This window comes from Natrialba magadii ATCC 43099 (assembly GCF_000025625.1).
GTDB classification, from domain to species: Archaea; Halobacteriota; Halobacteria; order Halobacteriales; family Natrialbaceae; genus Natrialba; species Natrialba magadii.
Window position 1 is genome coordinate 2,837,236 of sequence record NC_013922.1, and the last position, 20,004, is coordinate 2,857,239.

Annotated in this window: 16 protein-coding genes and 1 pseudogene; 6 read left to right on the forward strand and 11 right to left on the reverse strand. The window is 59.2% G+C overall.

Features of this window, described 5'->3' with window-relative positions; all coding sequences use genetic code 11:
• Positions 1–175: 175 nt before the first annotated feature.
• The 3 genes and pseudogenes from NMAG_RS13290 to NMAG_RS22480 form a co-directional block, all read right to left on the reverse strand.
• Positions 176–655 carry a hypothetical protein gene (locus NMAG_RS13290; protein WP_012996720.1) on the reverse strand — a complete coding sequence of 160 codons (480 nt, stop codon included), beginning with the start codon at positions 653–655 and terminating at the stop codon, positions 176–178.
• Positions 656–898: 243 nt separating this feature from the next.
• Entirely contained in the window at positions 899–2,029 is a 1,131-nt protein-coding gene (locus NMAG_RS21025) for a hypothetical protein (protein WP_004214954.1), read from the reverse strand.
• Between the two features lie 186 nt (positions 2,030–2,215).
• Positions 2,216–2,655, reverse strand: a pseudogene (locus NMAG_RS22480) (IS1595 family transposase); the annotation flags it as partial.
• A gap of 180 nt (positions 2,656–2,835) precedes the next feature.
• Here NMAG_RS22480 and NMAG_RS13295 point away from each other — a divergent pair.
• The 3 genes from NMAG_RS13295 to NMAG_RS13305 all read left to right on the forward strand — a co-directional run bounded on the left by NMAG_RS13295 (position 2,836) and on the right by NMAG_RS13305 (position 5,865).
• On the forward strand, positions 2,836–3,117 hold the full coding sequence (locus NMAG_RS13295; RefSeq protein ID WP_148221916.1) for a hypothetical protein: 282 nt from the start codon (positions 2,836–2,838) through the stop codon (positions 3,115–3,117).
• A 49-nt stretch (positions 3,118–3,166) separates the two neighbouring features.
• Positions 3,167–4,438, forward strand: coding sequence for an amidohydrolase (locus NMAG_RS13300; RefSeq protein WP_004214953.1), 1,272 nt, complete (start codon positions 3,167–3,169; stop codon positions 4,436–4,438).
• Positions 4,439–4,569: 131 nt separating this feature from the next.
• A complete protein-coding gene (locus NMAG_RS13305) occupies positions 4,570–5,865 on the forward strand; it encodes a M48 family metallopeptidase (RefSeq protein ID WP_004214952.1) in 1,296 nt (431 codons plus the stop codon).
• Positions 5,866–6,016: 151 nt separating this feature from the next.
• Here the strand turns inward: NMAG_RS13305 and NMAG_RS13310 are convergent, their stop codons facing one another.
• Both NMAG_RS13310 and NMAG_RS22160 read right to left on the reverse strand, forming a co-directional pair.
• Positions 6,017–6,595, reverse strand: a complete 579-nt coding sequence (locus NMAG_RS13310) for an Hsp20/alpha crystallin family protein (protein WP_004214951.1) — start codon at positions 6,593–6,595, stop codon at positions 6,017–6,019.
• 243 nt (positions 6,596–6,838) lie between these two features.
• Positions 6,839–6,997 carry a DUF7559 family protein gene (locus NMAG_RS22160; protein WP_004214950.1) on the reverse strand — a complete coding sequence of 53 codons (159 nt, stop codon included), beginning with the start codon at positions 6,995–6,997 and terminating at the stop codon, positions 6,839–6,841.
• Between the two features lie 117 nt (positions 6,998–7,114).
• Between NMAG_RS22160 and NMAG_RS13320 the strand changes: the two genes are divergently transcribed.
• Positions 7,115–8,902: a radical SAM protein gene (locus tag NMAG_RS13320; RefSeq protein WP_004214949.1), complete on the forward strand. Its 1,788-nt coding sequence runs from the start codon at positions 7,115–7,117 to the stop codon at positions 8,900–8,902.
• Positions 8,903–9,027: 125 nt separating this feature from the next.
• Positions 9,028–9,459 carry a TRAM domain-containing protein gene (locus NMAG_RS13325; RefSeq protein WP_004214948.1) on the forward strand — a complete coding sequence of 144 codons (432 nt, stop codon included), beginning with the start codon at positions 9,028–9,030 and terminating at the stop codon, positions 9,457–9,459.
• A gap of 273 nt (positions 9,460–9,732) precedes the next feature.
• Here NMAG_RS13325 and NMAG_RS13330 read toward each other — a convergent pair whose 3' ends face one another.
• From NMAG_RS13330 to NMAG_RS13350, 5 genes are all read right to left on the reverse strand, one after another.
• Complete coding sequence (locus NMAG_RS13330; protein ID WP_004214946.1) at positions 9,733–10,500, reverse strand: geranylgeranylglyceryl/heptaprenylglyceryl phosphate synthase; 768 nt, start codon at positions 10,498–10,500, stop codon at positions 9,733–9,735.
• A 59-nt stretch (positions 10,501–10,559) separates the two neighbouring features.
• A complete protein-coding gene (locus tag NMAG_RS13335) occupies positions 10,560–11,273 on the reverse strand; it encodes a YkgJ family cysteine cluster protein (protein WP_004214944.1) in 714 nt (237 codons plus the stop codon).
• Positions 11,274–11,512: 239 nt separating this feature from the next.
• Entirely contained in the window at positions 11,513–12,412 is a 900-nt protein-coding gene (locus NMAG_RS13340; protein ID WP_004214942.1) for a hypothetical protein, read from the reverse strand.
• Positions 12,409–12,654 (reverse strand): YgaP family membrane protein, encoded by a 246-nt coding sequence (locus NMAG_RS13345; protein ID WP_004214940.1) that lies wholly within the window; start codon positions 12,652–12,654, stop codon positions 12,409–12,411. Before NMAG_RS13345 ends, NMAG_RS13340 begins: the two co-directional genes overlap by 4 nt.
• Before the next feature lie 406 nt (positions 12,655–13,060).
• Entirely contained in the window at positions 13,061–14,926 is a 1,866-nt protein-coding gene (locus tag NMAG_RS13350; RefSeq protein ID WP_012996724.1) for an alpha/beta fold hydrolase, read from the reverse strand.
• Positions 14,927–15,855: 929 nt separating this feature from the next.
• On the opposite strand from NMAG_RS13350, the gene NMAG_RS13355 reads away from it, so the two are divergent.
• Complete coding sequence (locus NMAG_RS13355; protein ID WP_004214937.1) at positions 15,856–18,297, forward strand: hypothetical protein; 2,442 nt, start codon at positions 15,856–15,858, stop codon at positions 18,295–18,297.
• A gap of 108 nt (positions 18,298–18,405) precedes the next feature.
• On the opposite strand, the gene NMAG_RS13360 is transcribed toward NMAG_RS13355, so the two are convergent.
• Complete coding sequence (locus NMAG_RS13360) at positions 18,406–19,821, reverse strand: geranylgeranyl reductase family protein (RefSeq protein WP_004214935.1); 1,416 nt, start codon at positions 19,819–19,821, stop codon at positions 18,406–18,408.
• Positions 19,822–20,004 lie beyond the last annotated feature (183 nt).

Sequence of the window (20,004 nt, forward strand, 5' to 3'; positions counted from 1 at the left end):
TGTCTATCCCGCATGATTTCAGCCAGAAACAGCTCGTGCTCGGCAACATGATCAGCGGCGAGTTAGTAAGTGCAATCAGCCCGATCAAAGGCGACAGCCCGGCTGGTCATGCTGTGCTCGCGGGGTGCCTAGATAACGATACATTCGTCTTCGTGTGCCTGTTTGAAATGTTATATCACTTTTCTCTCCTAACTGGGTTAGCCATTATCGATTCATTACAATCTTGAGTGTAGTCGTCAGTATTGATCGGTTCCCAAACAGGTATCCCGTTGCCATCTGACCCAATCCAATAGGCTATCTGGATAGCATGCTCACCCAACTTTTCCTCTGACTCGAATGTTATCCAATCTTCATCGGCATCCATACGCATATGAACACGAAATTGACTCGGCTTGTCAGGCCAGTCTTGCGAAATCCATTTCTGTTGGTCTTGTCCATTTTCCTCGCGGCCATCGATAGTATACGAATTGAAGAGGACTTCTTCGTTCTCATACTCGACACGAATATGAACGGTATGCGATTGATTGTCTACATTGACAATCTCGATACAGCTGAGAATGGGTGGATCCCTAGGCAGCATGGAAGAGACACACCCGGAAAGCAGGCTGGCAAACAGTGGAATCGTCGCTTGGAGGGTTGTTCGACGAGATAACATACTTTTATGTTTTAATGAAGTTGTATTAAAACTTCTGTAGGATCTGGATGGCTGCTATCTGCGTATCCGTACTAACCAAGATCGTTCGCCCAGTTCAGTTCACTGTAGCAAGTTCGAGTGGTCTTAAAGCACGATATTAAGACCAAATTCGCTGACGCTTCGACCTAGCCCAATCCCGCATGTGTATTTTCAATATATAATGTATGAATTATAGTTCAATAATCGAATAATATGGTGTCTAAGTCAGGGTTCATAGTCTGTCACTACATTATCGATTGAGTCAGATGGATAGTCATTATCAGAGTAATGTATAAATTCGCTTTTGATTTCCCCATCAGTAATAAATATCGATGCAGAAGAATCTACCTTAAAAATACCAGCGTTACTGACTCTACAAGTTTCGTCACCACCTCGATCGGCATGTGAAGTTGGAGATCCATATCCATATTCTGTTTCAACAGTTTTTCCAGGGTCAGACTGATTTTCGATTGAGTCCACTTCATTATTAGAGGTGTCAACTGTTACCTCACCATATGGTCCAGATGGACTAACCCCTACTGTTATATTACTTAGGCTGTATCCACCCGACTCATTCCGATTTGGTGAGAAATCTACTAATTCTACATCTTCAGCCGAAGTTATTGAAGGGACCCAGTTCTGTTCCACAGTTGTTGACTTATTAAGTCCACGACCGTCATCTACTGCAGAGTCCTGATCATCAAGGTATGTTCCTGGCCATACATATCCTGACAAACCGCAAGCGTACTCTATTATATCATCATCATCCGGATGGTAATCTTCACCACGATACACGTTCATATTCATATCAATACGACCACTAACGTATTCATTACCGTCAACATCTTCACTATCTACATAGACATGATCTGCAAAATTACCTATCTCATCCCACCCATCATCAGGATCAACTGAGGCACTACCCACGGATGCCACGTTTACACCGGCGACATCTGTTTTAGCCTTCTCAACCACTTCTTCGGCACCTGATTCACCCGGGCCAAACGGCGCTGACCAGAACCGTTCCGTAGGCGATTTTTTCTTCCATTCGACATAATATGCGACAGTATCTTGCCGATTCTGCTCCTCAAATCTTTTTTCTGAGTCAATTACGTGTACGCTCTCACCTTCAGATTTTGGTAATGAAAGAATCACATTCCGTGCATACGCTACATGTCCTTTGGTAATTCCGTCACCGTTTGGTTTGGTGATGAGCAGTCCATTTTCGGTTTCTATTGTACTCAATCCGGAATTGGACTTTGCCACACTGGTTCCAGGCACTGTACTTAGGCCTATAAGGGCTGTTCCGGTTGCAGCGATACATTCTCTCCTTCCGAATAGTCTTTCATTCTGCATTGTGTTTGTATTATTTGAATCAAGTGTATAAAATACTATCGGAAATAGATTCTAGTTATTAACTTAGGAAAGGGCTAACAACAACCACTCTCGTGAGATAGGTTGTTGATTTTCAGAGCGCAGCAGCAATAGAATGTTAAATCCCACCACTATTTGTAATTTTATTAGGTTGTGTAGGAACAATTCTCTAAGACACGGTGTTAGCTTTTCTTTCGATACCACTCGATGTGGTAAGGTCCGCGGGTCGTTAGTGCGAGCGTGGCTCTCGCTGGTATTGAAGCGCACATATCCATCAGCGAACACACCATCGTCGTGGACGGCGTATTCGCGGACGAATGCGTCGTCCTTCCAACCGTCTCGTACGCTCGAAATCCGTCGGTATAACCATTAACGACTCCCCCTTCGTGATCCGAGAGCAGGAGCCGAATCGTCGATTCGTCAATAGATTCGCCGGCACAACGTACCGCTGATCATTGCCGCGATTAACGAGCATGAACACCGGTGGCTTGTCCCCCTTGCACAAGCCACAACCGCGACCCGCAGTCGCGCTCGCGGCCTTTCAGCCCCGACAAGACGTATATTTCTCCGATTTCTCGAGCTGAAATACGAGACACCTGTGGGTGGTCGGCGACAGTGTCACCGTTCGCGATGCCGACAACCGCCCGCTGTATATCGCTCGCGTCGAACGGCAGCGTTGTTGGGACGCTGACTGTTGTCCGCACCGCGAGCGGCTTCGACTTCGAGCGAGAGTCCCGCCGACCCGTGTATTTCCGGTTTGAAAAAGGGTGCACGGAGACCGATACGACGTGCCGCGATATCCGGACCATTCACGGACCGACGCCTGCGGCTGGCTTACCGATCCTGGGTTGTTGCCGGCTGCCCGCCGAATCCAGGCACGGGCGACTGACCCGTCCGTCAAGTTCGATTCGACACGCCAATCACCGTTCAATCTCGAAATATGGTGTGGGAAAGGCCTTCTTGACAACGTTCACGTGCTTGCGGACGATCTCGGCGTGAACGTGATCGTCGAAGGCGACGGCGACCTGTCGATTACGCTCATTCTCGTCGAACAACATACAACAGTGTGACACTCTCTCAAGCCGGCACGTCTTTGACACCCCTCGACAATACCTCCCTATGGTCACGAGCGACCTCGTCACACTCCGTCGAGACCTGCACCGCAAGCCCGAACCAGCCTGGCGCGAATTCTACACCACCGCGCGCATCGTCGAGGAAGTCCAGTCCCGCGTCGATCTGGACGAACTCCATATCGGCCCCGACGCCATCGTTGGCGAACACCGACTTGCCGTCCCCGACGACGCAGAAATCGCCGAGTGGTACGAGCAAGCCAGCGAGTACGATATCGACGAGGAGATTCTGTCCCAACTCGAGGGCGGCTACACGGGAGCCGTCGCGGTCCTCGAGCGCGGCGAAGGACCGACGGTCGGCCTGCGGGTCGACATCGACGGCCTGCCACAGCCCGAATCCGAGGACGGCGAGCACGCGCCCGTCGCCGAGGGATTCCGGTCGGAACACGACGGCGCGATGCACGCTTGCGGGCACGACGCCCACGCGACGATCGGTGTTGGCGTGCTCGAAGCAATCGCCGAAAGCGACTTTTCGGGGACGTTCAAGGTGTTCTTCCAGCCCGCAGAGGAGGTTATCGGCGGCGGAAAGTCGATGGCGACGAGCGAGCACATCCAGGATGTCGACGCGCTGCTCGCGGCCCACATCGGCCTCGATCATCCGACCGGCGAAATCGTCGCCGGCATCGACGGCTTCCTCGCGGTTTCCCACCTCGATGCGACGTTCACCGGTGCGCCGTCTCACGCGGGCGGCCACCCCGAGGAGGGACGAAACGCCGTCCAGGCGATGGCAACAGCGGTCCAGAACCTCTACAGCATCCCGCGACACAGCGACGGTCCGACGCGGATCAACGCCGGCGTCGTCGAGGGCGGCACTGCGGCGAACGTCATCCCCGAGGAGGCCCACATCGAAGCTGAAGTTCGGGGCAAGACGACCGAACTGATGGAGTACATGCGCTCGAACGCGCGCCGAGTGATTCGGAACGCCGCCGAGATGCACGACTGCGAGGTCGAGATCGAACTCGGTTCGGAGGCACCGAGTGCGACCAGTGATCAGGACCTCGTCTCGATTGTCAGCGAGGTCGCTGGCGAGACGGCAGGCGTCGAAAACGTCATGGAGCGCGACGAACTCGGCGGCAGCGAAGACGCGACCTTCCTGATGCAGACGGTCCAGGACAACGGCGGCTCCGCGTGCTACATCGGCGTCGGCACGGACCACCCCGGCGGCCACCACACCGCGACGTTCGACGTGGACGAGGCGAGTCTCCAGCACGGCGTCGACGTGCTCACCGGCGCAGTCGAGCAGATCAGCCGCGACTGGTAGCGGTAGGCTAGACTACCCTGCTACACAGGCTGGTCTCGTACCGCCGGCATCGAGACATGCAAACGCTTTTCTATACCACATAGAAGTGTTGAAACAACTAGCAGGGAAGCCCGCGCCGGTCGACAATAACGATGACGATGACGATGACGATGACGATGACGAACGAAACACTGCAACGGACTCGAGTACGAGTGGGTCTCTGGCTTCGAATAGTAGCCGCCGGTTCGATCGCCACACTCGGGTTCGTCCTTTTGTTTCTCATCGAGGTCGCAGCCATCACGCTGCTGTCGATGTTCATGCTCGTGGTGGCCCCGTTTGCAGTTGCCATGTTGCTGCTTTTCGTCGGTCTCTGGGTGTTCACTGCGGGACTCTACCGCCGACTGATGCCGACCTCGCTGGTCGTTGGTCGCATTTCGAACAAGTGGTTGGGCGATCTCGAGCAGGTCGCACGCCAGGTTGCAAACCCCAGGGACGGCCTCAAGAGGCGGCCGATCGCGCTCATGCTTTGCGCGCTCGTCGTCTGGCTCGTTGGGGCCGTGCTCGTCGAATCCACCACACTGATCTCGACGTTTGAGGCACTCCTCGTGGTCAGCACGGTCATCGGTGTCGGCAGCGCAACATACTACACGGGCAAAACGATCGCAGAAGAACGTGGTCGCGGGGGCGTCGTCGAAGCACAACTCGAAGACGACATCGACGTCCTCGAGACCACTGCGGCTGCCAACGAGGAACTAGCCGGCGAAGCCGGGTACAGCCTCGCGGAGCTTCAGGCGCGCGTCGATCGCCTCGCGGCGCAGGCGGGTGCCCCCGCACCGACCGTTCGCCTCGGTCGGGAACGAGTGCCGTTTGCGGCGACGGTCGGCTTTCGACCAGGCACCTCGACGATCATCGTTTCCACTGGCCTCTGTAGCGCACTCTCGACCCGCGAACTCGAGGCCGTGCTCGCACACGAACTCGCCCACGCTGTCAATCGAGATGCAGCGGTTCTGACCGCGCTGGCCCTGCCCAACGCGAAGTTCGAGACGATGCTCGAGACAGCACTCGCGGACCCCCACGACGACGCGACAACCCCGATACAGGGGCATCCGATGCTCTTGCTGGCTGCGCTTCCGATCGTTGCGTTCACGCGAGCGTCAGTAATTCTCGTTACCAGATACCGTGAGTACGTCGCCGACCGCGGGGCTGTCGCGCTCACGGGCGATCCGGCCGCCCTGGCGAGCGCCCTCGAGACATTGGACCAGGAACTCACTCGTCGTCCCTCGAGTGACCTCCGGACGCATCACTCGACGGCAGCCTTTTCGATCGTCCCGCCGCCGTGGGAGGAACACCGCTTTTTCGACCGCACGCGGCGGTTCATCGCACGGACGCTACTCGGGACACATCCATCGACCAAGAAACGGATCGAACGTCTGCGTACTCGAGTCTGAGGAGTAAACGGGTGGCTTTCGCCTCGCTACCGCTGTAACGAGAAACGAAAAATGGGGAAACGAGACGCCGAGACCACGGTAAGTCACACGCTCTAGTCTGTGGCGTTCGAACCGACAGTCAAGTATCGGACAGGGCAGGGGACTCGAGTACTCACTCGGATTCGACGGTTTCGGTCGGGGTGTCTGTGCTGGAATCTCTGTCAGTGTCAGTGTCAGTGTCAGTGTCAGTGTCAGTGTCAGTGTCAGTGTCAGTGCCAGAATCCGTGTCAATCGCAGTGTCTGTGTTAGTGCCAGTACCAGTACCAGCACCAGTACCAGTCTCTGCAGCGATGTCCGCCTCGTCGTCTGGAAGTGCGCTCGATTTCGGAATCTCGATGCGGAGCGTTCCGGTCTCAGAGAGGGTTGCGGTGCCGGCGTCCGGGTTAACGACGGCGTCGGGAGGGAGTTCGGCCTCGCCGCCGAGGTGCATCCCGCGGCCGGGGAACCGCATCGAGTACTCCTCGCGGAAGGGGCGGAAGCGATCGACTTTGATCTTGACGTTGCCGTCGATGTAGCGGACCTGGATGTCGTCAGTCTCCGCACCTGGAACGTCGAAGACGACGAGATAGGACGTGTCGTTCTCGAGGACGTCGACGGCCAGGGTGCGGTGGTTCTGGATGCGCCCGCTCGCGCGACCGAGCTGGCGATACAGTACATGTTTGATCGAGGAGCCGAGGTCGTTTGCAGTCACGGTGTTACCTCCGATACAGGAGTGTGCGATGGAGGGCAGCGATACTGGCACGAGCGACGCGTGCTGAACGGGAGCGACGGCGGGGAGTGAGCGCGTAGCATGGCCGGGAGTACGGCTACGTGATCCCCGTTCATATTGGTTTTGGTGACGAGTAAATTAACGTCAGACGCGTCGCCGAGCGCGATGGGGACACGGTATAGCGCCCGGTTACGGCTCGTTGCCGCCGATCACGGTCGTGACCGGTCACAACTCGACTGGTTCGAGACAGTCGGTTCCGCTACAGACGGGACAGGAGAGTTCGGAGACGTCGAATTCGTCCGGCACGTCGTAGGTGTAGTGGTTTTCGAACAGGTCGAGGAAGCAGTCATCGTCAGTGCAGACGATCTCTTCGGTTGGTGGCATGGGCGACAGTACCGGGACCAGGATCATCAACGCGGCGGTTGCGGCGGTCCGTACACGATGTCCTCGCCGTCCCGCGCGTTAGTCACCGTTTTGTCGTTCCAGGCGCTATCCGACGCTATGACTGACTCCGGTCCCGGTACCCGCTCTGGCTCCAGTCCCGCCTCCGGGACGGAGCGCGGGAGCGAAGGGCTCTCGGTGACGATCGTCGACGGCTACGTCGACGAGCCCGCCCACTTCGGCGTGCCGCCGTATATCTCGACGTATCCGCGCTACACGGCCGGCGCACTCGTCGACGCTGGCGTTCCACGCGAGCAGATCACCTACCACACGATCGACGGCCTGCGCGACGAGCCAGACCGCTGGCGTGACGTCGACGAAGCGGATCTCATGATCTATCTCGGCGGGATGACCGTCCCCGGCAAGTACGTCGGTGGGACACCTGCCGAACCCGACGAAGTTCGCAAACTGGCGTGGACCGCCAACGGTACGAGCCTGATGGGTGGCCCCGTCAAGTTCGGCGTCGGCGACGAGAACGCCGGCGCGACCGAAACCGAACGGCAGGACCTGGACTTCGACTTCGTCGCCAAGGGCGACGTCGAGGCCGCCGTCCACGACTTAGTCGAGAGCGGACTCGAAGGCTTTAACAACCGAATGCGAGACGTGGACGAGGTCTCCCGGTGGGCCCAACAGGGCGCGTTCGTGGTCGAACAACACCCGAACCATCCCGACTATCTGATCGCCGAACTCGAGACGTCCCGCGGCTGTGCCTACCGCTGTTCGTTCTGTACCGAACCACTGTACGGCAACCCGACGTTCCGGCCGCCGCCGACGGTCGTCGGTGAGGTCGACGCGCTCGCAGATTACGGTGTGAAACACTACCGAATCGGTCGCCAGGCCGACATTCTCGCCTACGGCGGCGACGGCGAAGCGCCGAATCCCGACGCCCTTCGACAGCTCTACGGCGGCATCCGTGAGGTTGCGCCGGACCTCGAGACGCTCCACCTCGACAACATGAATCCGATCACCATCGTGGAGTGGCCCGAGAAGAGCCGCGAGGGGATCCGGATCATCGCCGAGCACAACACGCCCGGCGACACCGCCGCGTTCGGACTCGAGTCCGCCGACCCGCTGGTCCAGGAGGAGAACAACCTGAACGTCACCGCCGAGGAGTGCTTCGAGGCGGTCAGGATCGTCAACGAAGAGGCGGGCTGGCGACCGGGTGGGCCGGACGATCCGACGGCCGGTTCGTCACAGTCCGACTCGAACGTCCGTCAGCTCCCGAAACTCCTCCCCGGAATCAACCTCTTACACGGGCTCAAGGGCGAACGCGAGGAAACCTACCAGCACAACCGCGAGTTCCTCCAGCGCGTCTACGACGAGGGCTACATGCTCCGACGGATCAACATCCGCCAGGTCATGTCCTTCGACGGCACCGACATGTCCGACACCGGCGCGGAAATCGCAAACGAGCACAAGAAGCTCTTCAAACGCTACAAACGCCAGGTTCGCGAGGAAATCGACAACCCGATGCTCGAACGCGTCGCCCCACCAGGAACCGTGCTCTCTGACGTGCATCTCGAGTACCACCAGGACGGCAAGACCTTCGGCCGACAGCTTGGAACCTACCCGTTGCTCGTCGGCATTCCGGGCGAACGAGAACTCGGGCGCACGATCGACGTTGCGGTCGTCGACCACGGGTATCGCTCGGTAACGGGTGTTCCGTACCCGCTCGATCTAAACGATGCGTCGATGGACGAACTCACGGCGATTCCGGGCGTCGGCGATCGGACGGCGGGCGACATCGTCGTCAACCGCCCTTACGACTCCGTCGCGGCGGCCGACCTCGAGACGACAATCGATCTCGACGAGTTCGTGACGACAAAGCCGTTCGAGCCCGCGGACTGACGTGGCCGGTGCCCCCTCGACAGTCTCAAACGACCGGTTGAAACCGACCGTCTGCGGAAAATTCCCGTTCATGGTCGGTAGTTCTAATACGGATGAGCGTTAGAGGTGGGATTGAGGGTCTACCTGTGGAAATATCTGAAAAGCTCCTGTGTCTGTTCAGTACGGAGGTTTCGGCAGAGGAGGACCGATACGTCATCGAGGTACCACGTCAAGAAGTCGAGACCGGCGACATCGATCCCGACGAGATCTATCGCGTCGCACTCATTTCCCGCGAAAGTGAGGGTGGCGAGACCGAAGCGTCGACGGCACAGCCACAGCCGCAGGCGCAAGCGCAGACGCAAACGGCTCCGTCGGAGCCACAGCCACCAGTCGATGTCGGCGAAACGCGCTACGTCGAAATCGAAGACATTGGCAAACAGGGTGATGGGATTGCTCGCGTCGAACGCGGGTACGTCATTATCGTCCCAGGTGCCGATGTCGGCGAACGCGTCAAGATCGAAGTAACGGAAGTCAAGTCGAACTTCGCCGTCGGCGAAATCATCGAAGAGACGTTCTGACTCCCGTTCGGGAGTCGGCCGGTCTTTGCAGTGTACAACGTGTCACAGCGTCGTGTCGCCCTCCAGCGGCTGTGATTTCGACAGTTCTCTCCGTCGGTTTCGACTGACCATGCGCACTCGTTCTGGCCTGCTGGCCGCGCTTTTGTTCGTTGCTCACTGTCTCGATTGTCAGTGAAATGTAAACCACAATACCCACGCTGCTACACACAGATACAACGCCGCCACACAGCCGCTGTACAGACCGGCCTCCGCTCTCAATCGTGAAGCGCGCACCTACCGACTCGGAATCGTTCGCTGATACAGCGCCGGATCATCGTGATAACAGTCGCCGACGACAACGGCGTCCGCACCTGCCTCGAGTATCTCGGTCGTCTTCGCGGCCGAGTCGATGCCGCCGCCGTAGAGCAACACCGTCTCGTCGAGGTATCGTGCAGCGGCTTTCACGTCCTCTGGACCGCCGTAGGTGCCCGAGTACTCGACGTAGAAGATCGGAAAGTCATAGAACATCTCGGTCGCGAGCGCAGCGCCAGCGACCTGTTCGGACGTGTACGCGGTTTCGACGCCGGAGACGTCCGCTGCAGCCGAGTCGACGTGCTGGACGACGTACCCCTCACCGACCAGTTTCGCCGCCAGTTGCTCGACGGCGTCGACGCCCTTGGAGGTGATCAGGTCGCCAACGAGCGGGACGCTGCTCCCAGTAAGTTCGTCCGGCTTGCGAGCGATTTCGGCGAAGAGATCGAGGTGCTTCCCGACGAAGTTGTCGCGGTTGCCGTTGTAGACAGCGGGAACGGAGAGATAATCGATCACGTCGAGCGTGTCCGTTGACACCTGCTCGGCGCTGTAGGGCTCCTGAAAGATCGGCACGTCCGGAGCGAGCCGTGAGATTGACTGAATCGCCTCTAACGAGTTTGACTCCGTCACGTTGTCCGACCCACCGACGATCACCAGATCGGTGTCCGCGATGACGCTAGCGTCGTCAGGAAAGGGCTTCGCGGGGTCGACCTTCGTCACGTGCCGGATGTCGGTCCACGGAATGTCCATACTGAGCTATTTGACGACGCGTATAAATTTCCCGCTGGTTTTGCGTTACGCCGAGCTGATCAGTCATCGACCGGCGTCCCGTCCGGCCGTTTTGCCCCCTCAGAGTCGTGGACGACGACCTCGCCGGAGGCTACTGCCGTGGGTTCGTACGCATCCCGAACGCCGATCGCCTCCTCGAGTTCCCGCACGGCGCGCTCCTTGAGCGCCGCTGCGAGGTCCTCGGCGTCCGACCGGGAGATGTCGCGACCGAGTCCCTCACACTCGTGGGCCCGGACGACACCCTCTTCGTCACCGGTTTCACCGGTTTCACCGGCTTCACGTTGTGCGCCAAGCGCAACGCTGTCGACGACCGCACCCATTGGCTGGCTAGTGCCGTCGAGCGCAACGCTGAAAGGATACGTCCGACAGATCAGCGGCCGGTCGTCGTGTGCGACACAGGCACCGACGCCGTCGTCGTCCTCCTCGTAAAAGGCACAGTCGCCACAGCTGTCGGTCTGGAGTGCCCACTCGAAGGTCTCCCCCTCCGGCCCGTCCTCACCGTCGGCGAGTCCGTACGGCATCGGTCGGGCGACGTCACGCCAGTCTCGCTCCGTCGACTCCTGGAGCTCGCGCACTTCGTCAGGGAACACCGTCGCCGTGTGATCGTCCTCGGCCTCGCCCGTACAGCACGCGCCACAGCGCGTACACTCGAACCCGATCGACTCGATGGCGTCGGCGAGCGTGTCTACCTTGAGGGCGCGGGCCGTCTCGAGTTCCGACTCCAGTGATTGCACGTGTACGTCTGGTCATACGCGCCGAGCGGGAAAAGCGAGTCGCTCGTGATGGCGGTGGTGTGTCGTTCCCGTCCGCTCGTTGGACGGGCGGCTGGGTCGAACGCGGGACAGACCGTTACGACCGCCCGTGGCAGATGGAACGTGTATTGTCCAGAAGAGAATCCTTGCAGAGGAGCAGATGACGACTGGGGTCCCGTTGGCTCCGTGGGGATAAGCGAAGCCAGAGAGGGATTGAAACCTCACGCGCGCGTTTTTGCGACCGATCGCTGGATGTGAGTTCGGAGTGCATCTGTTGCGAGCGATCCGGTGACGTGCCCTTTCTCAAGGATGCCAAGAGTACGTCCTTCGTAGGCCGATCGTTGTGTTTCGAACTCGATTATTCTGTCGTAGCGAGCAAGCAGCGGGTCGCAGTTGTCCGCATCGTTGCTGGTGAAAGCGTCCGCAAAGTCGAGGGCGGTACGTAATACCGCTGGATTCGTTCGTGCGGAGACGGCCGTCACGTTCCGATAAATAGACGATACGAACATGTCTCCCAGGTTCGCCCCGGCAAATATCGGGACGTACCGATCGACACCCCCATAATAGGCGCGGTGGAGATTGACAGCCCAGCCACCGAGGCTGATGCCCGCAGCAAGGATGGCAGGGCAGCCTGTGTCTCGCAATCGGCCGGTCAGTGCCTCGATGAGCGAAGCTGATGTGGCGAGCATTCCAACGAAGTTTTCGAGGTCGTTCATCGCCCGTATATACTCTCTATTCGAACGATCGTGAAACGGCGCTCGAAGGGCAATCAGGTTGAGATTGCTGTCGAAGTTCGTCTCGAAGAGTCGCTGAAACGAGTTCGAACTGAACCGCCCAAAGTCAAACGGTTGTTCGCCGCTTCCATGATGATACAGCAGCGTCGGCGCGTCTCTCCCTCGCCACTGGGAGACGAGATATGCTGCCTGAAATTCTCCAATTGGAGTGGATGCAGAGACGTCCTGAACACCCCCGGTTCGAATGTTCTCGATATCGATCGTCGTATCACTGACGACGTCACCGATCGGAGCGCTGGAAACCGACTGGGAAAAGAACCTGGAATTCCGCAAGAGTAACCCACTCATCGAGATCGTTGCAACGTCGATGAGTTCGTGTCTGTTCATCGGTTCTTGGGGTCACGGTCGTCGTATGTGTTCCGACCGAGTGTGCGATTCGCTGGACACTTCTCGGCACCGGCTGTTCCCAACAGCACGAATGAAGCAAGGAGGAGGACGACAGCGACGATTCCCTGTGTCGGTTCGCCGAGTGGCTCTCCGAAGGCGACCGTCACCATCATCGCCCCGACCACGACGAGTCCGAGAGCGATTCGAACCGTTCGGTCCGTTCCGCCAACGTTCTTCTCCATATCAATCACACCGGTCGTTTTCACCGCGGGATAGCAGCCACCAGAGCGTGACGAACATGCCGATGAAAACAACGGTCCCCCTGAAGAAACTTGGTTCGTCGTGTTTTCGAGTGGTCAGTTGACTGTACCCGAATCGCTGCTCGGCCAGACCTGTCGTCAGTTGTGCGCTCGAACGTGGGCAGCAATTTCATACTCGGTTCGCAACTCGTCACGAACGACGGTACGTATACGAGTCAATTCTTCGGCTCCGAGATCAATCCGCTTCCTTGCCCTCCCATCGTAGCTCGGCGAGAAACGATGAGACCAGCACGACGCTTGTGAGTGAAGGACTCGGACGGACAAGCCCACGCAACTTCGAGGACACGTCAAATTTTCAACCGGGGCACTGGCATCGCACAGCTGTCGATTAGTCCAGTGATTCCAGAAACGGAGACAGAATTTCGTTGAACGCCGCCGGATTATCGTGGTTCGCAAGGTGTCCCGCATCTGGCACGGCCTTGTACTCGCTGTTGCGGAGTTTTTTGTCCCACTCCTTCGCTTTCTTCTGGAGCCAGAAGTACTCGTCTTCACCGGCCACAATCAATTGCGGGAGTTCGGTCTGTTCAGGGATCCCTTCTTCAATGTCTTCGAGGAACACTCGTTCGAGGGAAACCATGTTTGCCTTCCCAGTACGTTCACTCGCCCGTTTCGCGTACTCCTGGGCCTCGGGAGTACGAGCGACCAACCGACCAAACATGTCGCACGTCAGTTTCTCCGGCAAGAGTTGGAGTAGCCTCACGTGCACCCCCATCAGTTTGATCGTGCGTTCGGAGAACCCTTCGTGTAGCGGGAAGCCTCCAACGTGAACGAGCGCTCGAACGCGGTCGGGATGGTGGTATGCAACGTACTGGTTCAACAGGCTCCCCATCGACTGGCCGACCAGGACGGCCTGGTCGATTCCTTCGTCGTCCAGTACGTCGAGCAACTTGCGAGTCGAGACATCGAATCGGACCGGCACACTCGACTCGGCAGACTCACCACATCCAGGGACGTCCCACGAGAGAACCCGATACGACTCCGACAGCGTAGCGGTCTGCTCCCGCCACGTCTCGCGGCCGAGAGCAAATCCGTGCGTGAACACCACGGCGGTCGCCTCTTCGGGTCCGCCCACCTCGTAAGAGATGCCACCAGATTCACGTTCGGCCGCGGAATCGGCGCTCGATTTCGAGCGCAAACGACGGAGGGCGAGTGCGAGCGCGACCGCGAGCGTCACCATTCCTCCCACGGGAGCGACGAGACCACCCCACTTCATCGAGAGGTCCCGTTTCCCTGCAGGATAGGAGGGTGTGTCGGGATCGTAGTACGGAGCCAGTTGATCGATTGCCTCCGTGTCTCCATCCGCCTGCTCGATGAGAGCACGCAACTCCGTGAACAGATACGCCATTTCGTCTCGCCCGTCGCGGGCGTGGCCTTCGACAGAGACCTTCGCGTACTCGTTTCGCATGAGCCAGCCGATAGTCCAGACACAAATCGGCTCCGGGACATACTCGAAGCTCCGGACGACCGGCGGACTGGGCGAGTAGCCCGCCTTGCGGAGTCCCCGAAGCGCTTCCTTCGTCGCACGGACCGAACGCACCAGCAGGTCTCTGGTTTCGCCCAGCCGATTCATGCGAGTGTCAGCGGCATACAGCGCGGGGACGAGACCGGACATGAGTAACGCGACGTGGTATTTCAACCACTCGTCCATGTCCGTCCGAATCTCGACGTCGTACCCTCGCATGTCCGAAAGCACTGCGGCCACCGCTCGAGTTCTGGATCGAATCGACCCATCGACCTCCCCGATCGGGATGGTGTATTGGTTGTCCTCATTGATCGGAAGCACGCGCATGACGTGTCCGTCTCGTTTGCCACCAGGGTACGGAAACCCCAGCATCACACGCTCTTTGCCGAGTGCCTGGACCATTTTGTCGGGACCGCTGACGTTGTTCCCCATGAAGCAGAACGTCGGTACGTGTTCGTTTTCCGCCAGCGTATCCAGAATCTGTACCGATTGCTGTTCCCCCATGACCACCAGGACGAGATCGTAGTCGTCGTCCGGTTCCAGAGAGTCAACCACATCGACGTGCGTGACTTCCTCCTCGTCGGCGTCGTCCTCCTGAATAACGATTCCGTGTTCGTTCAGCTCCTCCAAACGTTGTCCCCTGGCGAGCAGCGTAACGTTGTGTCCCACCTCGTGGAGTCGTGCTGCTTTCAAACTGCCCAGCGGTCCCGCACCGAATACCAGAATGTTCATTCTGATGACCCCCTCCCATCGCAGTACCGGTGCTCACCGCAAGCCCCGTGAGGCTCGAGTTGACGAACGCGACGAAATCCGAGTTCGGTTGTGCCACCCATAGTGTACATAGCGTATCGCATTCGATATAGGCGCGGGAGAGATATGAAATACGAGCGCCATCACCAAGCGATGGCTGTTTGTCCGTGTTCACAACCGATGTCTGTTTGTCTGTGTGCACAACCGATGTCGACCGCCTCGCAATGAAGGCAGATAGCGAACGTCCTGATGGGCATCGTTGTCCACTCGTTCACCCACGAATTCGACATCAGTATCTCTCGCTGAGAGGCCTGTGAGACCGATTGGACTCGAGTAGTGAGTCAGCGTCACGAGCAGACTCTCACTTGCTCGTCCCCGGGCCAAACCTGCCGTTGTTCCACTGCGGTCTGGGGAGGATAGCAGAAAGCAGTACTCTGACGCTACAGTCGTAATTCCAGGTCGTTCGAGGTTGGTAACTGGCGAATAGTGGCTGGTCGCGCAACTGGATTTCAGAGAAGGTACTGAGTACAACTGGACGGATGAGTTTCAACGGGCGCTGTAGAGTCGATGAGTAATCACAATGGTATCGTACAGTCTGTCACTTTCTCAGACACAATTATACATCTAGATGATAACAATATGTGCCATTGATGATGGTCAGGTATGGTCGAGTTGACCAATAGACGACAATTTTTGGCAGCGTCCGGAACAACAGCCATCGGCCTCGGTGCCGGGTTTGGATTCACGAGCGGCACGGGTGGTGCCCAGGAAGATCCTGCTGAGGGGTTCGAACGCAGGATCCAGTGGGGTGGGATGGGCAGTGAAAACGCGACGCAGCGTGTCCGGGAGAACTCGGATTCTGGAAGTGGAACCTCACGCGCGGTGGGCCGACGGCGATTCAGGAGGCTCAGTTGACCGTCGTTTTCTCTGACGGCGAAACCCTGACTGTGCCCGGATTTTTCCCGGGTGGTGGAGGTGGTGCAATCCAGTTCGAGGTGACACGGCCAGGTGGTGGGACTGTCGAGAGTGCCTTCGTCGATTTCAACGGCGGTGGTCCAAATGCCCTGTTGACGATCAGCGAAGGCGATTGCATCGAAGATCCAGACCAGATTCCGGAGATAACGGCGATGACCGACGTTGCGACCGATGTCAATGGCGGCGGGGCCACTCTCAACGGATCCCTGATGACTGTTGGTGATCCCTTCCCTGTCGAGGTCTTCTTCCAGTATCGGGTGGCTGGCGAGGCCGCCTGGGAACCCACCGGCGCGACGACGCTCACCGCACCCGGGCCGTTCAGCGTTACGATCGATGGGCTGGCCCTCGACACCACCTACGAGTACCGCGCCGTCGCGGTCGCGGCCGATGGAACCACTAGCACGGGTGCGATCATGCAGTTCACCAAGTCTGCTGAGCCGGTCATGGACCCGGTCGTCTTCACCGGCCCCGCGACCGAGATTAACGAGTCGACCGCGACGCTGAACGGCGAGCTCGTCGAACTCGGCGATTTCTCTCCGGTCAACGTCTTCTTCGAGTACCGCATCGTCGGTAACAACGACTGGCTCGAGACGGCTCCCCAGCCGTTCACCGCACCCGGACCGTTCAACGCCGAGGTAGACGTCGAACCCGGGAACGACTACGAGTACCGCGCCGTCGCGGTTGCAGACGGGGTCCGGATCGAGGGACTGACACAGACGTTCACGAAGCCCCTGCTCCCACCGGAGGAGGAACTGCCGACCGTCGGCACCGAACCCGCCACGGAAGTCAACGAAGCGACCGCGACTGCAAACGGCGTTCTCGTCGATCCCGGAACGTTCGGCGAAGTGGAGGTGTTCTTCGAGTACCGCCTCGTGGGAGTCGAAGACTGGTCCGAGACGATACCGCCCGAGACGCTCACCGCACCCGGACCGTTCAGCGCCGAGATACCCGGGCTGACCGAGGGTCTCGAGTACGAGTACCGTGCGGTCGCGGTCGCGAACGACAGCGTCGTCGTCGGACCGATCCAGCGATTCGCGAAGGTCGAACCGCCAGTCGATCCACCCGAGGAACCAGACGATCCACCGGTCGATCCACCCGAAGAACCAGACGATCCACCGGTCGACCCACCCGAAGAACCAGACGATCCACCGGTCGACCCACCCGAGGAGCCAGACGACCCACCGGTCGACCCACCCGAGGAACCAGACGACCCACCGGTCGACCCACCCGAGGAGCCAGACGATCCACCGGTCGATCCACCCGAGGAACCAGACGACCCACCGGTCGACCCACCCGAGGAACCAGACGATCCACCGGTCGATCCACCCGAGGAACCAGACGACCCACCGGTCGATCCACCCGAGGAGCCAGACGATCCACCGGTCGACCCACCCGAAGAACCAGACGATCCACCGGTCGACCCACCCGAAGAACCAGACGATCCACCGGTCGATCCACCCGAGGAACCAGACGACCCACCGGTCGACCCACCCGAAGAACCAGACGATCCACCGGTCGACCCACCCGAGGAACCACCCTTCGAACCACCGATCCAGCCACCGATCGAACCACCCTTCGAACCTCCAGTCACCCCACCGTTCGACCCACCTGAGACGATCCCGATCGAACCGCCAATCGTCGTCGACCTGCCGACGGTCGGTACCGAACCGGCGACCGACGTGAACGAGTTTAGCGCCACGTTGAACGCCACTGTCACCGATCTCGGGCAGTTCCCCACCGTCACCGCCGGCTTCGAGTACCGCGCTGTCGGAATTGACACCTGGCTCACGACGGACACCGTCTCACTCGAGGAACCCGGGTCGATCAGCATCGAAGTCACGAATCTCGAACAGGGCGTTCAGTACGAGTTCCGCCCTGTCATCATCACCGATGCAATCACCATCAGGGGCGACCTCGAGACGTTCGTCAAGGACGAACCCGACATAGTCCTGCCGGCCATCGGCACCGATCCCGCGACGAATGTCAACGAGTCCTCGGCAACACTCAACGCGACACTCGAGACACTCGGTGATTTCGCGACCGTTGACACCTCGTTCCAGTATCGCGTCGCCGGTACCGAAACATGGCTCGAGACCGACGTGATCTCACGGACTGAACCAGGCTCGTTCGCCGCCGATATCGACGGACTGGAGTTTGGGATTCGGTACGAATTCCGTGCAGTCGTCGAGGTAGACAACCTGTTGATTGTCGGTGAGATCCAGTCGTTCACCAAGGGTCTACCTGAGCCAATTCCTGCCCCAAAACCGCTGCCGGTCCCTAGTATCGAACCGACACCGGTGATGCTTCCAGCACCGGTCGAGATTCGAAAGCCCCCGAAACGAAAGCGAGAGACGAAGCGGAAACCACAGACGAAGTGAACCACACATCCAACTGGGTGTAGTGAGTCCGCTGTGTCGGTGGGTTAAGCCCGTTCCACCCACCTCGTTTGCGGAAAGCATGCCTCGTCGGTGTCATCGTCGTGTCGGTCAGTACTTTGGATCAGCGCCGGTCGCCTCGTAGACCGCCTCCATCACGTCGTCACGTCGCTGTTGCCAGTGCTCGAGTGCGGCGGGATGGTCGGGATAGTGGTCGTAGAGTTCGAGCAGGTCGTCGGCGCGGCGTTTAGTCTGGAACAGCGTCCAGATGGTGCCCCAGTGACCGCGACTGTTGAGCAGGCTCTCGAACGCGAGCTTCGGGCCGACGCTGGTGCTGCCCTCGTAAAGGGCCTCGGCGAGTTTCTCGCCGGGCATCGCGGCGAGCAGCCCCATCAGGTCGTCGACGTCGATGGCCGTCGAGAGAATGTTGTAGACGTCCAGTGCAGCGTAGCGAGCGCCGAAATGGTCCATCACGCGTTCGTTGTACTCCCAGAGGGCTTTCTCGCTGACGTCGCCCGTCTCGAGTCCCTCGATAGCCTGTTCGGCAGCGTATTTGCCGGCGTAGGCTGCACCAGCGATGCCGCCGCCGGTGGTGGGGTTAACGTGGCCTGCGGCGTCGCCAACGGCCATGTAGCCGGGGTGGACGGCCGAGTCGTACGGCCGGCGAGTCGGCAATGCAGCGCCGAGTTTGTCGTCGACCTCGGCACCGTCGAACTCGGCACGGTTCTCGAGGTCGTGTTTGAGGTCGTCGACGAGTTTCATCGGCTCTTCGGTCATCTGGAAGCCGAGGCCGGCGTTGATTTCGGTTTCCGTGCGCGGGAAGTACCAGAGGTAGCCCGCAGCGCGTTCGGTCGGCTTGAACACGAGCGCGTCCGACCACTCTACTGGCTCCTCGACGTGGACGACCTCGCGGTAGGCCGAACAGAAATGTGAGTAGTTGACGTTGGTGTCGAACGTCGAGGTCGAGAAGTCGACGTTGTCCTGCAACACCGAGAGCGCGCCCGCGGCGTCGATGACGATGTCGGCCTCGTAGGTGAGCGGTTGGCCCTTCCGGATCGCCTCGACACCGGTGACGCGGCCGTCGTCGGCTTCCTGCGTGACGTTCTGGACGACAGTATCGTAGTGGAAGTCAGCGCCTGCCTCCGCCGCTCCCTCGATAATGCGTCGGCCATACTCCCAGCGGTCGATGACGGCGAGTTCGCCGGGAACCGGGATTTCGAGGACGGTATCCTCCTGTGGAATCTCGAAGCGGCCGTGATCGACGCCGGTGTTGGTAAACGCGGGTTCGAGTTTGGACTTCGGAATCGCGTCGGGGAACGCGTCGGCTCCCTTCAGGGCGTCACCGCAGGCGATGTGGCCCGCCTCCTCCTCGGTTTTGCGCTCGAGGACGACAACCTCATAGCCCGCCTGCGCAATCGTCGCCGCCGCGTAACAACCCGACGTCCCCGCGCCGACGACGACCACGTCGGGTGATCGGGTTTCGGCCTCGGGCGTCGACCCGGCAGCCGACTGTTCCTGTGTGCTCATACCAACAGTGTGGACACCGTGGTAAGAAAACGTTTTATGGTCACTTCGTCCTCATCGGGAGGACAGAACGGACGCGGGCGACGCGCTATCCTCGCGAACTGCCACAGATCGGAGTGGTTCACTCCGGGACACGTTCTCAGGCGTGAGTTTCGTCCTATCCTCGAGGACAGATGTGTAATAAAG

Bases quoted from the DNA above. Each gene is read 5' to 3' on its own strand.
- NMAG_RS13290 (WP_012996720.1), bottom strand. From the start codon at position 655: ATGTTATCTCGTCGAACAACCCTCCAAGCGACGATTCCACTGTTTGCC.
- NMAG_RS21025 (WP_004214954.1), bottom strand. From the start codon at position 2,029: ATGCAGAATGAAAGACTATTCGGAAGGAGAGAATGTATCGCTGCAACC.
- NMAG_RS13300 (WP_004214953.1), top strand. From the start codon at position 3,167: ATGGTCACGAGCGACCTCGTCACACTCCGTCGAGACCTGCACCGCAAG.
- NMAG_RS13305 (WP_004214952.1), top strand. From the start codon at position 4,570: ATGACGATGACGATGACGATGACGATGACGAACGAAACACTGCAACGG.
- NMAG_RS22160 (WP_004214950.1), bottom strand. From the start codon at position 6,997: ATGCCACCAACCGAAGAGATCGTCTGCACTGACGATGACTGCTTCCTC.
- NMAG_RS13320 (WP_004214949.1), top strand. From the start codon at position 7,115: ATGACTGACTCCGGTCCCGGTACCCGCTCTGGCTCCAGTCCCGCCTCC.
- NMAG_RS13330 (WP_004214946.1), bottom strand. From the start codon at position 10,500: ATGGACATTCCGTGGACCGACATCCGGCACGTGACGAAGGTCGACCCC.
- NMAG_RS13340 (WP_004214942.1), bottom strand. From the start codon at position 12,412: ATGAACAGACACGAACTCATCGACGTTGCAACGATCTCGATGAGTGGG.
- NMAG_RS13345 (WP_004214940.1), bottom strand. From the start codon at position 12,654: ATGGAGAAGAACGTTGGCGGAACGGACCGAACGGTTCGAATCGCTCTC.
- NMAG_RS13350 (WP_012996724.1), bottom strand. From the start codon at position 14,926: ATGAACATTCTGGTATTCGGTGCGGGACCGCTGGGCAGTTTGAAAGCA.
- NMAG_RS13360 (WP_004214935.1), bottom strand. From the start codon at position 19,821: ATGAGCACACAGGAACAGTCGGCTGCCGGGTCGACGCCCGAGGCCGAA.